14 protein-coding genes are annotated in these 13,583 nt (G+C 64.6%); 4 read left to right on the forward strand and 10 right to left on the reverse strand.

What is annotated here, in order from left to right; all coding sequences use genetic code 11:
• Window positions 1-2: 2 nt before the first annotated feature.
• From A5692_RS04450 to A5692_RS04475, 5 genes are all read right to left on the reverse strand, one after another.
• Window positions 3-329: a hypothetical protein gene (locus A5692_RS04450; protein ID WP_067920407.1), complete on the reverse strand. Its 327-nt coding sequence runs from the start codon at window positions 327-329 to the stop codon at window positions 3-5.
• Window positions 326-769, reverse strand: a complete 444-nt coding sequence (locus A5692_RS04455; protein ID WP_067920410.1) for a Zn-ribbon domain-containing OB-fold protein — start codon at window positions 767-769, stop codon at window positions 326-328. The genes A5692_RS04450 and A5692_RS04455 overlap by 4 nt, the downstream gene beginning before the upstream one ends.
• 371 nt (window positions 770-1,140) lie before the next feature.
• On the reverse strand, window positions 1,141-2,019 hold the full coding sequence (locus tag A5692_RS04465; protein ID WP_067920413.1) for a TIGR03619 family F420-dependent LLM class oxidoreductase: 879 nt from the start codon (window positions 2,017-2,019) through the stop codon (window positions 1,141-1,143).
• A 67-nt stretch (window positions 2,020-2,086) separates the two neighbouring features.
• Window positions 2,087-2,620 carry a PaaI family thioesterase gene (locus A5692_RS04470; protein WP_142274852.1) on the reverse strand — a complete coding sequence of 178 codons (534 nt, stop codon included), beginning with the start codon at window positions 2,618-2,620 and terminating at the stop codon, window positions 2,087-2,089.
• Window positions 2,621-2,707: 87 nt separating this feature from the next.
• A complete protein-coding gene (locus A5692_RS04475; protein WP_231984189.1) occupies window positions 2,708-3,226 on the reverse strand; it encodes a TetR/AcrR family transcriptional regulator C-terminal domain-containing protein in 519 nt (172 codons plus the stop codon).
• 379 nt (window positions 3,227-3,605) lie between these two features.
• On the opposite strand from A5692_RS04475, the gene A5692_RS04485 reads away from it, so the two are divergent.
• Window positions 3,606-5,141, forward strand: a complete 1,536-nt coding sequence (locus A5692_RS04485) for an AMP-binding protein (protein ID WP_067920419.1) — start codon at window positions 3,606-3,608, stop codon at window positions 5,139-5,141.
• A 44-nt stretch (window positions 5,142-5,185) separates the two neighbouring features.
• Here A5692_RS04485 and A5692_RS04490 read toward each other — a convergent pair whose 3' ends face one another.
• From A5692_RS04490 to A5692_RS04500, 3 genes are all read right to left on the reverse strand, one after another.
• On the reverse strand, window positions 5,186-5,932 hold the full coding sequence (locus A5692_RS04490; protein WP_067920422.1) for a FadR/GntR family transcriptional regulator: 747 nt from the start codon (window positions 5,930-5,932) through the stop codon (window positions 5,186-5,188).
• 287 nt (window positions 5,933-6,219) lie between these two features.
• A complete protein-coding gene (locus A5692_RS04495; protein ID WP_067920498.1) occupies window positions 6,220-7,011 on the reverse strand; it encodes an enoyl-CoA hydratase/isomerase family protein in 792 nt (263 codons plus the stop codon).
• A gap of 292 nt (window positions 7,012-7,303) precedes the next feature.
• A complete protein-coding gene (locus A5692_RS04500) occupies window positions 7,304-8,476 on the reverse strand; it encodes a thiolase family protein (protein ID WP_067920423.1) in 1,173 nt (390 codons plus the stop codon).
• 140 nt (window positions 8,477-8,616) lie between these two features.
• Here A5692_RS04500 and A5692_RS04505 point away from each other — a divergent pair, with 140 nt between their 5' ends.
• The 3 genes from A5692_RS04505 to A5692_RS04515 are packed head-to-tail and all read left to right on the forward strand — an operon-like array spanning window position 8,617 to window position 12,042.
• Window positions 8,617-9,783, forward strand: a complete 1,167-nt coding sequence (locus A5692_RS04505) for an acyl-CoA dehydrogenase family protein (RefSeq protein WP_067920500.1) — start codon at window positions 8,617-8,619, stop codon at window positions 9,781-9,783.
• Window positions 9,780-10,847 carry an acyl-CoA dehydrogenase family protein gene (locus tag A5692_RS04510; RefSeq protein ID WP_067920425.1) on the forward strand — a complete coding sequence of 356 codons (1,068 nt, stop codon included), beginning with the start codon at window positions 9,780-9,782 and terminating at the stop codon, window positions 10,845-10,847. Before A5692_RS04505 ends, A5692_RS04510 begins: the two co-directional genes overlap by 4 nt.
• 46 nt (window positions 10,848-10,893) lie before the next feature.
• The gene (locus tag A5692_RS04515) at window positions 10,894-12,042 is read left to right on the forward strand and encodes an acyl-CoA dehydrogenase family protein (RefSeq protein ID WP_067920427.1); all 1,149 of its coding nucleotides are present in this window, start codon (window positions 10,894-10,896) and stop codon (window positions 12,040-12,042) included.
• A 178-nt stretch (window positions 12,043-12,220) separates the two neighbouring features.
• Here A5692_RS04515 and A5692_RS04520 read toward each other — a convergent pair whose 3' ends face one another.
• The gene (locus A5692_RS04520) at window positions 12,221-12,982 is read right to left on the reverse strand and encodes an SDR family NAD(P)-dependent oxidoreductase (protein WP_068052676.1); all 762 of its coding nucleotides are present in this window, start codon (window positions 12,980-12,982) and stop codon (window positions 12,221-12,223) included.
• A complete protein-coding gene (locus tag A5692_RS04525; protein ID WP_067920431.1) occupies window positions 12,979-13,560 on the reverse strand; it encodes a nuclear transport factor 2 family protein in 582 nt (193 codons plus the stop codon). Before A5692_RS04525 ends, A5692_RS04520 begins: the two co-directional genes overlap by 4 nt.
• Window positions 13,561-13,583: the final 23 nt, after the last annotated feature.

Consider the following 13,583-nt stretch of genomic DNA (forward strand, 5'->3'; position numbering starts at 1 on the left):
GCCTATCGTGCCGCGTGATACACCAGCACCGTGTCACACAAACCGGCGTGGACGGCGGCCGCCGCCGTCGCAACGTGATCCACCATCGGGATGAAGGGGTTTCCGAACCACGTCAGCCGCGGCAAGCCGAGTGCCGATTGCAGTTCGCGTGCCGCGGGCCAGCTTCCGCATAGCCCGTCGATGTCGTTCTTCCCTAAACCGCACTGGCGGATCGCTGCGATCGCGGCCTCCGCGGCCAGCGAGGTCTGACTGCGTCCGGAATTCTTCGCGACGAATCCGGTGGTCGCTGCACCGGCAATTGCCACGTTGTCCTTCAGGGCGTTCCTCACGAGGCCGCCCCGCTCAATTCGAAGACCGGAACCGGCATGCCGGCACGTTCGATCCAACCCAGCCGCACCCGCTCGCCGATGCGAATGGCGTCGTTCTCCGCTCCTAACACGGTCGCGGTGAATCGCAACCCCGGCTGCTCGTCCAGTTCTACGGTCACGACCGGGTAGGGCGTCGAGTAGTCGACACCGGGGGCAGGCGGACCCTGGCGCAGGAAGATCGCCATGTAGATGGTGCCATCGCCGGAAACCGGTGCCGACTCGACGTCGAACGACCAGCACTGCGGGCACACGGGTTTGGGTGGGGACTGCCAGCGCTGGCAGGAGCGGCACTTGCCCAGCAAAAGTCGATGATCCAGGCGACCGCGATAATGGTCCGCGTTGTCGTGTGTGATCGGTTGGCCGGGAAAGCGTTTGACCAGATCCTCGTCACTGACCGACATGATGCGCTCCTATCCGAAGCCGATCGATGGATTGACGTTAGAGCGGAATGTCCTGCACCGACCAAGAATGAACGTTATTGGCGTAGAACGAATCCAGATACCCACTCGAGCGATCACTTCTGCCTCAGGCTCTTCTCCGGCTCGAGGGAGACATCCACCGGGGAGTCGATCGTTTGACTCAAGCTGATCACTCTTTTCGATGGTGTAAGCCATTCGGCGGTGAAGGGGGGTGGAAGGACCCTGTCGTCGAACTCTCGACTATACGCCGTAATGTGGCGCCGCCCAACCTCTTGCCAGACGGCGGTCACCAAGGCAAGCTTGCCCGTCAATCTCTTGTTCACGGGATGCCTTTCGTTGCGGTCCGCAATTCCTCAGGCCGCTGCGGGGATGAGTTCGGCAACGGCGTCGAGCATCGGCTCTATGGTGTCGACAGTGAACAGCGGCATTCCGACGATCAACCGATCGGCCCCGAGGTCGCGAACCCGCTCGACTGTCGCCCGCTTCACTCGACGCTTGGTCTTGTAAGTGTCCGTGTCGACGTCAAGCCAGAAGCCGCGAGAGTCCATGAAGGTCAGCTGAAGCGAGGCCGGATCGCGGCCGGCTTCTGCGAACCGGCTGCGCAGCTTCGCGATGGACACATCGGCTGTATCGAGCGCTTGCTCGATGCTGGGCAGCCAACCGTCACAGTGGTCGACCAACTGCTCGAAGGCACGTGCGGTTGCACGGCAGCCCAGCAGAATCGGCGGGCCCGGCGCCTGTACCGGCTTCGGGTATGACCAGCACTCGGCGAACTGAATGTGCTTGCCCCCGAACGTAAAACGATCATGTGTCCAGAGTCCGCGCACCGCCGCGAGGACCTCCCCGAAACGGCTCATCCGATACCTCGGATCGATCCCGTGATCGCGCAGCTCCGTCTCGTTCCAGCCGTAACCCACTCCCCACTCGAAGCGCCCGCCGCACAAGACATCAAGGCTGGCGACGGTCTTGGCAAGGTGAAGTGGATCGCCTTGACCTGGCAAAGCGATGCCGGTACCGAGCCGGATAACCCTGGTCCGCGCAGCGATCGCGGCCAACACGACGTAAGGATCCGGGATCCGGCGGTAGAACTCAGGCATTTGGCGAACGAATGCGTGGTCTTCACCGACCGGCAGATGACTGTGCTCACCGAACCAGATCGACTCGATGCCACGCTCCTCTGCCATCACCGCCAGACGGACACAGTCGCGCGGGTCGTCCCATGCCGTCGCCATCAGACCTATTTGCACTACCCGCTCCTCCTCAACGGCAGCCTTCGACTCCGAGCTGATCGGTGCGCAGTCAACGCAAGTCCTCGGCCGACGCGTCCTGCTCGGCGAGCCAGGCGCGGTGTCGGGCGAAATGGCCGACGTCTCGCGCGATCCAGATGCCTGTAGCCGTCGCGAGGACGGCCTCACTCGGCAACAGCACCAATTCGCCCGAAATGAACCACTTTTGCCCGTCGATCTTGTCGATCCACGCGCGCGCTTGCAGCGGGCGCTCGATGGGCACCGGCTTCTTGAAGTTGACCGTGAGTGTCGCGGTGACCGTCAGCTGGTTGTGAGCGATTGGGACGTGGCCCAATATCTCGTCCATCACGGAAGCGGTCCATCCGCCGTGGGCCACGTTCGGCCCACCTTCGTGATCGGGTGGGCACGCGAGGTTCGACGTGAGAACGTCGTCGGTACGCAGTTCCTCCTGCGTTACGCCGAGCCGGCACTCACCGGTCCGCATGCATGCCCCGCAGAGAGCGACTCCGCCTTCCGTGCGAGGCATCGCCTGGAAGTCGGCGCCGACCCACGACCCCAGATCGGACTCCCATGCGGTGTCGCTCATTTGCATCCCTTCCACCCGGGCCTTGTCATGTGACCGTACACCGTACAGTCATACCCGTGACGCCGGCCGGGAACCAGCTGATCCGAATCACTTCTTGGGGCGCGCAGCTCTCGGTTTGCGCCCGGGGGCGGCGCCGCGCGGTGCGGCCAGACGGGCACGTAGTCCCTCGATGATGGTGTCGACCCCGTAGCTGAAGAAGTCCCGGCCGTGCAACCCGGCGAGGTGCGGTCTGAGCTCGACGATGGTGTCCTCCAAGTCGGGTGGGTCGAGGTCGTCCTCGAACTCGATGACCTGATACCGCCCGAACAGGTAGGTGTGGATCATCGCGTACGACAAGAAAACCTCGGGCCCCTCGAAGCCGGCGCTCATCAGGATCTGCATGATGCCGTTCATCAGCCGTCGATCTGTGCTCCGCATCCGCTCCAACAGGATGGTCGCTATATCCGGATGACTGTGCAGCTGCGCGTCGATCCCGTCGATGACCGCACGAAGTCGCTCATCCCATGGGCCGGAATCCGGATCGGGTATCTCCACGCGCGACAGGAGCTTGCCGGCCACGAGATCCAGCAGTTCCCGATTGTCGGAGACGTACCAGTAGGCGGCCATCGCCGAACGCTTCAGCTGACGCGATAGCCGACGCATCGACAGGGCTTCCAGCCCCTCGGCGCGAATGATCTCGAGGGCGGCCGCGACGATCTGTTCTTCGGTGAGCGCCGGGGGCTTGTTGCGAGCCGCGGACCGACGCGCTTCGGCGGTTGACCGACTGTTCTCGGCTATCGCAGGCTCCGATCCTCCGGTGACGTCGGTTCAGATACTAACGTCACCTCGCCTGGCCGACGAGGAGCTTGACAAGGCCGTCACCGGCACCACGCGGTAGTGATCAGCATCACCTTACAGTGTAATGTGATCTAAGCGATTGCCGGATCTGAGCATCGCCTCAGGCCGGCGTCGCGTTGAGCCGACACGCGAGCGAACCAGGAGTGCGATGCCCGACCTCACTCTGTCCGACATATGCAGTGAACACCGGCGACGGTATCCGGACCGCCTGGCGGTGATCGACGGGCCGGTTCGGTACACCTGGCCGCAATTCGACAACCGCGTCAATCAGGCCGCGCGACTGCTCGTGCACCACGGCGTTGGGCGCGGCGACCGGGTGCTGTGGCTTGCGCAGAACTCGTCCAGATTTCTCGAGTTGATGATCGCATGCGCCCGCCTCGGGGCGATGATCTGCCCGGCCAACTGGCGGCAGTCGGGCCACGAACTCGCCTTCGTCATCGACGACTTCGACCCGAAGATCATCGTGTGGCAGGAGGAGGAAATCGCGCCTCAGGTCGCCGAAGCGCGCACCCTCGCCGGCGGGTCCGCGGTCTGGATCCGACACGACTCCGACGATGCCGACGGCTATGACCGCCGTGTTGCCGAGTTCGCCACGGATCCAGTGGAATCCGAGGCCGACCCGCACGACGCCCTCCTCGTCATCTACACCGCCGCCATCATCGACCGCCCAGCCGGATCGATGCTCTCCCAGCGCAATTTGACGACGATGGCGATGCTCACAGGCAGGGTTACCGAAACCGACCACTCGAGCGTGTTCGTGAACTCCGGCCCGCTATTCCACATCGGCAACTTCCAGTTCGATTCGCTTCCTACGTTCGTCATGGGAGGAACGAACGTCTATGTCCGCCGGGTGGACGAAGCGGAGTTGCTCAAGCTCATCGAAGTCGAGAAGGTCACGTCGGCCTTCCTCATGCCGCCGACGATCATGAAGATGTTGGAACTGAACAAGGAGGCCGGATACGACATCAGTTCGCTGCGCTCCGGCCCATTCGCGCCGATCTGGGGCGACGCATTGCCGGCAGACGACCGCCTTTGGGCGCAGCACACCGGCGGGTTCGGTCAGACTGAGGTTACCGGGCTCGCCCTGCTTAACGCGTGGGGGAAATCCGGTATCGGAAACGCCGGTCGACCCTCACCGCTGTGTCAGGTGCGCATCGTCGACGGGCACGGCAACGAGGTACCCGACGGCACACCCGGCGAGATCGCGATCCGCGGCGATATCGTTCACCTGGGATATTGGAACCGTCCGCAGACCAACGCGGCGCGAATGCACAACGGCTGGTGGCACACTCGTGATCAAGGGCGTCGCGAGGCCGACGGCACCATCGAGTTCATCGGCACGCTGACCCGCATGATCAAGTCGGCAGCCGAAAACATCTATCCCCCCGAGGTGGAGACCTGCCTGACCGCACATCCAGCCGTCAAGCAGGCCGCGATCATCGGCGTGCCCGATCCGAAGTTCACGCAGTCGGTCAAGGCGATCGTCGTCCTCAAGGAGGGGCAGACGCTCACCGCCGCCGACATCATCGAACACTGTCGCGAGCGCATCGCGTCCTACAAGAAGCCGAAGTTCGTCGAGTTCGTGGAGGTGATCCCGACCGTGAACGGGGTGACCGATTACGACGCGCTCGACGCGGCCTACGGCGGCGGCGGCTATCCGGGCGGCGCCAACGTCGCGCGGTAGGAGACGCCACCTGCTCGCAGAGCGATTGGCCAGACCGTGATCTGCTAAGACAGCACCTCGATAAGAGTCGAGTCGGCTTCGCCAACCATGAAAGTTTCAGCTGCTTCGAGGTAGCGACGCCAATGGCGTTGCGCGGCTTCGAAGTCGCCGTCTGAGAGCAGTTTGACCAGACGGGCGTATGCGCGCTGGGCCTGTTTGTTCACGGTGCTGCTGGATCCGCGCGGGTGCGATGCGATGAACAACGCGTTGTGCGCGTCGATGATGTGGAACAGCATCTTGCTCAGCTCCGCCAGCGTCATGTTACCGGTCGCCTCGACGATGGCGGAGTGGATCTTGAGATCGTGCGCTGCGAAAGCGTCGTCGTCATCGACAAGTTCCTCGGCCTCGGCCGCCAATTCCCCGAGCGTGCGAATGGCGGACCTGCGCTTGGAGCCACCCAACATCCCCACCGCGGACACCTCGATCTCGGTGCGCGCCTGGTACACGTCGGTCAGCGGGGCGCCCTGGTACTGCAGGAGGATTCCCATGTAACGTGCGGCGACCGCCCCGTCAGGCTCCAGCACGCGTCCGCCACCGCGTGCCCCCCGCAGGACCGTGATGATCGCCTCGGACTCCAGGATCCGGAAAGCCTCACGCAGCGTTGGCCGGGAGACACCAAATTGCTGCATCAGGATGGCTTCGTTCGGGAGTAGTTCGCCCGGCTTCAGCTCACCGGTGACGATCTGGCGCCGAAGGGTTGCTGCCACCAGTTCACTGGCCTTCGGAATTTTGACGATCGTGGACTTCTTCATCGCGTCACACCGTTCCTCGTCGCCACAGACACCAGCACCGCCTACCCGATAGGAATGAGTCCATCTATCGGAATCATTTGATTGATTGTAATCTGATGACCATATCGCGCGCGTTCTGGCCAATGCGGCTGCCGCGTGGAGATGCCAGTTTCCGCGCCGGATACGGAAAGTCCACCAGGTGACCTGTGACTTTGATCTGCGGGTGCGTCGAGCGCAATGGCGCCGCTTGGGCCAGACCTTAGTTCTACTCGCCTACGTGGGCGGTATCGCCGCTCACCGGGTGCTCCTCATCTGCCCACGTACTTCGGTGGGCGCTTTTCTTGCATGGCCGCCAACGCCTCCGCCGCGTCCTCGGTCGCAGCGACCACCGCGAAGTGCGACGAGATGAGATCCAGTGCCGTGCGCCGGTCGACGTCGGCGGACTGGTAGGTGGCGCGTTTGATCATGCGGACGGTCACCGGGGCGTGCTGGGCGATCGACTGCGCGAACTTCACCGTCTCCTCTTCCAGGGTTTCCGGAGTGGCCAAACGGTTGACGAGTCCGATGCGAAGCGCCTCGTGGGCGTCGATGAAGTTCCCCGTCAAGAGCAACTCAAGGGCCTTGGACGTACCCACGATGCGCGGAAGATAGTAGGCGCCGCCGTCGCCGGGGGTCAATCCGACCCTGACGTAGCCCTCGGACACTCTCGCCGACATCGACATGATGCGCATATCGCACATCAGAGCCATGTCGAGACCTGCGCCTACCGCGACGCCGTTGATCGATGCGATCACCGGCTTGTCCAGATCCGCGAGTGTGTGAGCAATCTGATGGATCTCGTCGTGGAGTTGGCTCTTGCGCTGCAGGGGCGTCAGGTTGGGATTGGCGTTTGAGATGGAGGAGAGATCGACGCCCGAACAAAAGGCCTTGTCCCCCGTGCCGGTGAGGACCAGCACCCGCACCTCGTCGTCGTGCTTGGCAGCCCGTAGCAGTTCAGCCCACTCGCGGATCATCTCGAAAGTGAATGCGTTGCGCGCTTCGGGCCGGTTGAGCCGAATGGTGCCCACGCCGTCGCGCACCGACCATTGCAGTTCGTCCAACACGAGCCTCCTCCAGACCGGAGTCCTGTCGACAGAACTCCACTCGTCCACCGGGCACTAAATTAGTTAACATTTTTGCCGTTATAGGGCGCTCCATGACCGATGCGTCACCTACGGAGGGGCTAGCCGCGGGATTCACGCGGGACCGGGTGTAGATCACGCCGACCTGGTTTGCCGAGGCAGTGAGCAAGCCGCAAGCTACGCGCGCGACCGCCACGGCCAAACACGCGGGTCATGCCGAACATACGGCACAGCGCGGCGAGCTGCGGGCGGGAGCGGTGACCGACGAAGATCACTCGAGCAATTCGTAGATCGTGGCGTTCGCCGTTCCGCCGCCCTCGCACATGGTCTGCAGGCCGTAGCGGCCACCCGTGCGACGCATGTGGTGGATCAAGGTGGTGGCCAGCCGCGCGCCCGAGCAGCCCAGCGGGTGGCCCAACGCGATCGCGCCACCGACAGGGTTGAGCTTGTCGCGGGACACCCCGGTGTCCGCCTGCCACGCCAGCGGAACCGGGGCGAACGCCTCATTCACCTCGAAGAAGGCGATGTCGCCGAGATCCAAGCCGGAGCGCTTCAGGGCCAGCTGCGTCGCCGGTATGGGTCCGGTCAGCATCTTCACCGGGTCGTCGCCGGTGCAGACCGCGGTGTGCACGCGCGCGAGTGGCGTCATGCCGAGTTCGGCGGCCCGTTCCGACGTGGTGATGAGCACGGCGGCGGCCCCGTCGGAGATCTGTGATGCGTTGCCCGCCGTGATCTTTCCGCCGTCGAGGAACGGCGCTTTCAGCGTGGCCAGCTTCTCCACCGTCGACCCGCGCCGGATTCCCTCGTCAGCGATGACGTCGCCGGCCGCTGTGCGCACGGCAACGATCTCGTCGACGAAGAGCCCGTCGTCCTGCGCCGCCGCCGCACGCTCATGCGATTCGACCGAGTACTCGTCGAGCTGGGTACGGGACAGCCCGTACTGTTCGGCGATGAGTTCGGCGCCCGCCCCCTGGTTGAACCTTCCGTTGAAGCCCGGCGCCGTCAGCTCGGACGCGTACCGTTCGACCGCGGGCCCGCCCATGTCGCCGGTACCGGGGACGGTGGCGGCGCCCATCGGCACGTTGGACATCATCTCCACGCCTCCGGCGACGACGATGTCGGCCTGCCCGGACACCACAGCCGCCGCCGCCGTCGAGATGGCCTGCTGAGACGAGCCGCACTGCCGGTCCACCGTGAAGCCCGGCACCGATTCCGGCCATCCGGCGGCGAGCACCGCCATGCGACCGATGTTTCCGGACTGCTGGCCGATGCTGATGACGTTCCCCCAGTGCACATCCTCGACGAGCGCGGGATCCAGCCCCGCGCGCGCGATGAGTTCGTTGAGTACGGTGGCCGAGACTTCGACGGCATGCAGGCCCGCCAGACCGCCGTTGCGCTTGCCTATCGGTGTCCGCACCGCGGCGGCGATGACCGCATCTCGCATCGCAAATCCCTCTCTTTGCCAAATCAGTTGAATTTATTAGATACTTTGTACACCACCTTGGGCGCCCAGCACCGGGTGAGTTACCTTCTGAATAAGTAAACGGTTTAGCTGCCGCTTAACGACTGGTTGGGATGTACCGGATGACGAGTGCCTTGGTGCCGCCTTTCCGCGCGCTGCCACCCGAAACGGAGGGCCTGCGCACCGAGGTGCGGCAGTACATCCACGACGACCGTGCCCAACACGGCTGGACGCCGCGGGTCGACTCGTGGATCGCCTCGTGGGATCCCGGGTTCAGCCGCCGACTCGGCGCCAGGGGATGGCTGGGCATGACGTTTCCCCGCGAATACGGGGGAGGCGGATTCGGCCACGTCGAACGATTCGTCGTGATTGAGGAACTCCTCGCCGCCGGCGCCCCGGTGGCCGCGCACTGGGTCGCCGACCGCCAAGCGGGACCATCGCTCCTGAAGTACGGGAATGAGCAGCAGCGGCAGCGCTACCTGCCGGCCATCGCCCGCGGCGAGTGTTATTTCGCGATCGGCATGAGCGAGCCGGAGTCCGGGTCCGACCTGGCCAGTGTGAAGACGCGCGGCGTTCGCGTCGATGGCGGGTGGGAGCTGACCGGCACCAAGGTGTGGACTTCGGGCGCACACCACGCTCACGCGTTCGTCGTGCTGGCCCGCACGTCCGAACTCGACGTCGCGAAGCGTCATGAGGGGCTCAGTCAGTTCGTGGTCCCTCTGGACTCCCCCGGCCTCGACATCCGGCCGATCAGGCTGCTCACTGGGGCGCATCACTTCAACGAGGTGGCATTGTCGAAGGTTTTCGTGCCCGATGAGATGGTGCTCGGCGATATCGGGGACGGCTGGGCGCAGGTCACCTCCGAGTTGGGATTCGAACGCAGCGGGCCCGAGCGCATCCTTTCCACCCAACCGCTGCTCGAGGCGCTTGCCCGCACTTTCAAGAGCGACATGCATCGGGAGTATCCCTGGGCGGCTTCCGATCTCGGTGATCTGGTGTCCCAGCTTGCGACCCTGCGGCAGATGTCCGCTTCGGTGGCCGCCGCGTTGAGCCGCGGCGAGCCGGTTGGGATCGCCGCCGCGGTCATCAAGGATCTCGGCACGCGCTACGAGGGCGCGGTGGTGGACACGGCCAGCGCTGCGGCAGTCGTGCGCCCGGGCGTGCACGCGGACGACGACGTGGCCCGGCTGCTGGCCGAGGGCATCCTGCATGCTCCCGGCTTCACGCTTCGGGGAGGAACCAACGAGATCCTCAGCGGCGTCGTCGCACGCGGTTTGGGGCTGCGATGACGACGGCGACCGACGACGCCGACCTGCTCGCGGTTCGCAAACTGGCCGATGACATTCTCGCGTCGAGCACCGAGCCCCTGCTCGACGTGCAGCGCGTGGATCTCGAGTACAGCCCTGAACTCTGGAGCACGCTGACCGGCGCCGGCCTGACTCTGTTGACCACGCCGGAAGCGCGCGGGGGCGCCGGCGCGAGTCTGCGGGAACTAGCGGTGGTGCTCGAGGCGTGCGGGTACCACGCGGCCCCGGTCCCGCTGGCCGAGCACGACCTGTTGGCATCGTGGCTAGTGGGTATCGCTGACCTGCCCGCAGATTTTGGCGTCATGACGGCTGCGGTGACCGATCAGCAGCTGCGCGAGCGCCGGCTCACCGCCGTGCTCGACGATGTGCCCTGGGCCGGTGCCGCAGAGGCGCTCGTCGTCGCCGGCGACGGGTTTATCGCCAAGGTCCCACTGGCAGCGGCTCGGATCGACCCGGTCCTCGACATCGCCGGCCAGCCGGGCGGTCGGGTGCACATCGATATTCAGCTTGAGCCCGAGTGGTGCATCGAGGTGGCGGGGTCGCCGGCACAAGAGTTCCGCCTGCGCGGCGCGCTGGCGCGGTCGGTGCAGACATGCGGGGCGCTTTCACGTGCGCTCGCATTGACATGTGAGCACGCCCAGCAGCGTGAACAGTTCGGCCGGCCCATCGCGAAATTCCAGGCGGTGCAGGCACTCATCGCCAGCGCCGCGAGTTCGATCGCGCTGGCGAAGGCGGCCTCGGAGTTTGCCGTCGAAGCCGTGACCGCCCACGGCTTCGATACCCCACCCGGCGTGTTCGCGGTGTCCGTCGCGAAGATCGAAGCCGCCCGCGCCGCCACGTTGGTGGCGCGCAACGCGCATCAGGTACACGGCGCGATCGGGTTCACCCTCGACCACCGGCTGCGCCACTTCACCTCTCGGGCACTGGCGTGGCGCGCGGAGTTCGGGGTGCAGCGGCAATGGCAACACCGTCTCGGCGAACTGGTGCTCGAATCACCCGACGGCGTATGGGAAGTCGTCACCGCACTGAGCAGCGGCGTCTTCTAGTCCGACCAACAACGTAGTCAGCTAGTCATCTGGAACCGGAGGAATCGTGCGCAGAGACATCTTCGAACCCGAACACGACGAATTTCGAGCGACCGCCAGGGCGTTCTTCGAAACCAGCTGCGTGCCCCACGTCGAGGAGTGGGAGCAGCGCGGCTACACCGATCGAGAGCCGTGGCTGGAAGCCGGCAAGCTTGGGCTGCTCGGCTGGGAGGTGCCCGAGGAGTACGGCGGCATGGGCATCAAGGACTTCCGCTACAACGCGATCGTCAACGAGGAGTTCTGGCTCACCGGAAGCGTCGGGCTGGGATTGGGTGTGCAGAACGACATCCTCGCCGGCTATTTCACCGAGCTGACCACCGACGAGCAAAAGAAGCGCTGGCTGCCCGGTTACGTCACGGGTGAGCTGATCACCGCGATCGCGATGTCGGAACCCGGCGCCGGCTCTGACCTCGCCAACATCAAGACTTCGGCGCGCCGCGACGGCAGCGACTTCATCGTCAACGGCGCGAAGACGTTCATCTCCAACGGGCTGCTTGCCGACCTCGTCGTCGTCGCCTGTCGCACCAATCCCGACGCCGACAAGCCGCACAAGGGTTTGAGTCTCATCATCGTGGAGAGCGGAATGCCCGGATTCGAACGCGGCCGCAAGCTCGACAAGATCGGTCAAAAGTCCGCCGACACAGCCGAACTCATCTTCACCGACGTTCGGGTGCCCGCCGAGAATCTGCTCGGCGAAGAGGGCAGAGGCTTCTACCATCTGATGCGGAACCTGCCCGCCGAACGCCTCGGTATCGCAATCCACGCGGCGGCGGCGGCTCGACGGGCCCTGGATCTCTCCGTTCAGTACGCGCGCGATCGCAAGGCCTTCGGTCAGCCGATCGGCACCTTCCAGGTGAACCGGCACGCGATCGCCCAGATGCGGACCGAGTTGGACGTCATGCAGACCTATATCGACAAATGCATCATGGCGGTCAACAGTGGGGATCTCAGCGCCGACGAAGCAGCCGGAGCGAAGTGGTTCGCGACCGAGACACAGTGGAAGATCATCGACCGGTGCCTGCAGCTGCACGGCGGCTATGGCTACATCAACGAGTACGAGATCGCGCGCCTGTGGCGCGACTCTCGCGTTCAGCGGATCTACGGCGGCACCAACGAGATCATGCTCGACATCGTTGGCAAGGGGCTGGGATTCTGACGGGTGGCCGCGACGCGGTCGTCGTGGCGACCGCTCATACTCAGATCGGCCGGGCCTTCAAGGGCTCACTCGTGGACGAACGCGCAGACGAACTGTGCGTCACCGCCATTCAGGCCACGATGGCGCGCGCATAGTCTGAATACGAGATCGGGTGTCGCAGGTGTCGCTGTACTCCCATTCAGTAATTCTTGATTGTGGCTGGGAGAGTTCCAATCTCGAAGATAGGGCCGGCTTCGGAAGGCTCCGTGATGTGTCCCCACATTTGACGCCCGGCCTGCTCTGCCGGCATGGGCTCGCCGCGGCTGATGCTGTCCCTGGTTGCACCGGCCGCGGGGCAGTCTCGGGGGTCGACCTCGGCGATGTGGTGCACGCCGGGCGATTCGACCAGGCCAAGCCGCAAGCCAATCACCCGCGGACCGACTCCTCGACGCTTGCGCTCGAGTGCAACTGTGCGTACCCACATCTCGATGCCCGCCTTGGACGCGCTGTAGAACGACGCACCTTCCATCGGGATCTTGGCCGACAGTGACGACACCATCGCCAAGGTCGATTCGAGTCCCGGAGACACCGCCTCGAGGAAGGCATTGCCCAGCCACAGCGCCGCAGCGTGATTGGCGATCAGATGTTCGCGCACGCGCCCCTTATCGACCTCGCCGGCGTACCCGTAGGGTCCTTCCATGAATGCGTTGTGAACAAAGACGACCCGGCTGCCATCGAACTGCCTGAGTTCCTTCGCCATGCTCTCCGCGGCACGTTCCCAGTCATCTGGCACGGACAGATCGAGCGGAATGTTCTCAAGCTGTCCAGCGGTTCCGCGAGACATGTTGATGACGCGTGCGTCCGGATACGGGACTGTGCTGGCCAGGCCGGCTCCGACGCCCTTCGTGGCACCGGAGATCCACACGACGGTGTCGGCCCGACGTTTGCCATTCACGCTCATTGGTTGCGCACTCCCACGGTCAGGTCCCGCGGACGCAATACCGGCAGAACGTCATCGCGACCAAACCACGAAGGCGCGGGATGCGAGCCAGCCGGCGGCCTGGCCCAGTCCACCCATGGCCCCCAGTCCTGCCTGGTCATCTTGCTCGCGTGGTCAGGGTCATGCGCGGCCGCGGCAGCGGCGTACCGTTCGGCCGCCTTGCGCGCCTCGGGCAGGATCCACCAGTCCTCTTCCGAACGCCACTTCCCATCACCGGCGTACTGAATCACTTGCACCGAGGGAAAGCCGATCGGGGCACCCCCGGGCTCAGGGTTGTCCGCCCAATTCTCAACCTCGTAGACGACCCGGTCCCCGTCGATGTTGTACCACTTCAGCGGCGTGTAGATCTGCGGCACGGCCGCCATCGCACCCTCGACCCACACCTTGATCTCTGCCGGTCCCCGGAACCAGCCCCAAAAGTGTTCGCGGTAGACGGCGTCATCGGTGAACAACGCCGCCCAGGACGCCCAATCCTCGAATACCGGCCCGGTCATGTAGTACGTCTTGAACGCAGCCTCGACTTCGTCGCGAGTAAACATCCTGCAGCACAACCCTTCCCAAT

Source organism: Mycobacterium sp. E342 (assembly GCF_001667665.1).
Lineage (GTDB): Bacteria > Actinomycetota > Actinomycetes > Mycobacteriales > Mycobacteriaceae > Mycobacterium.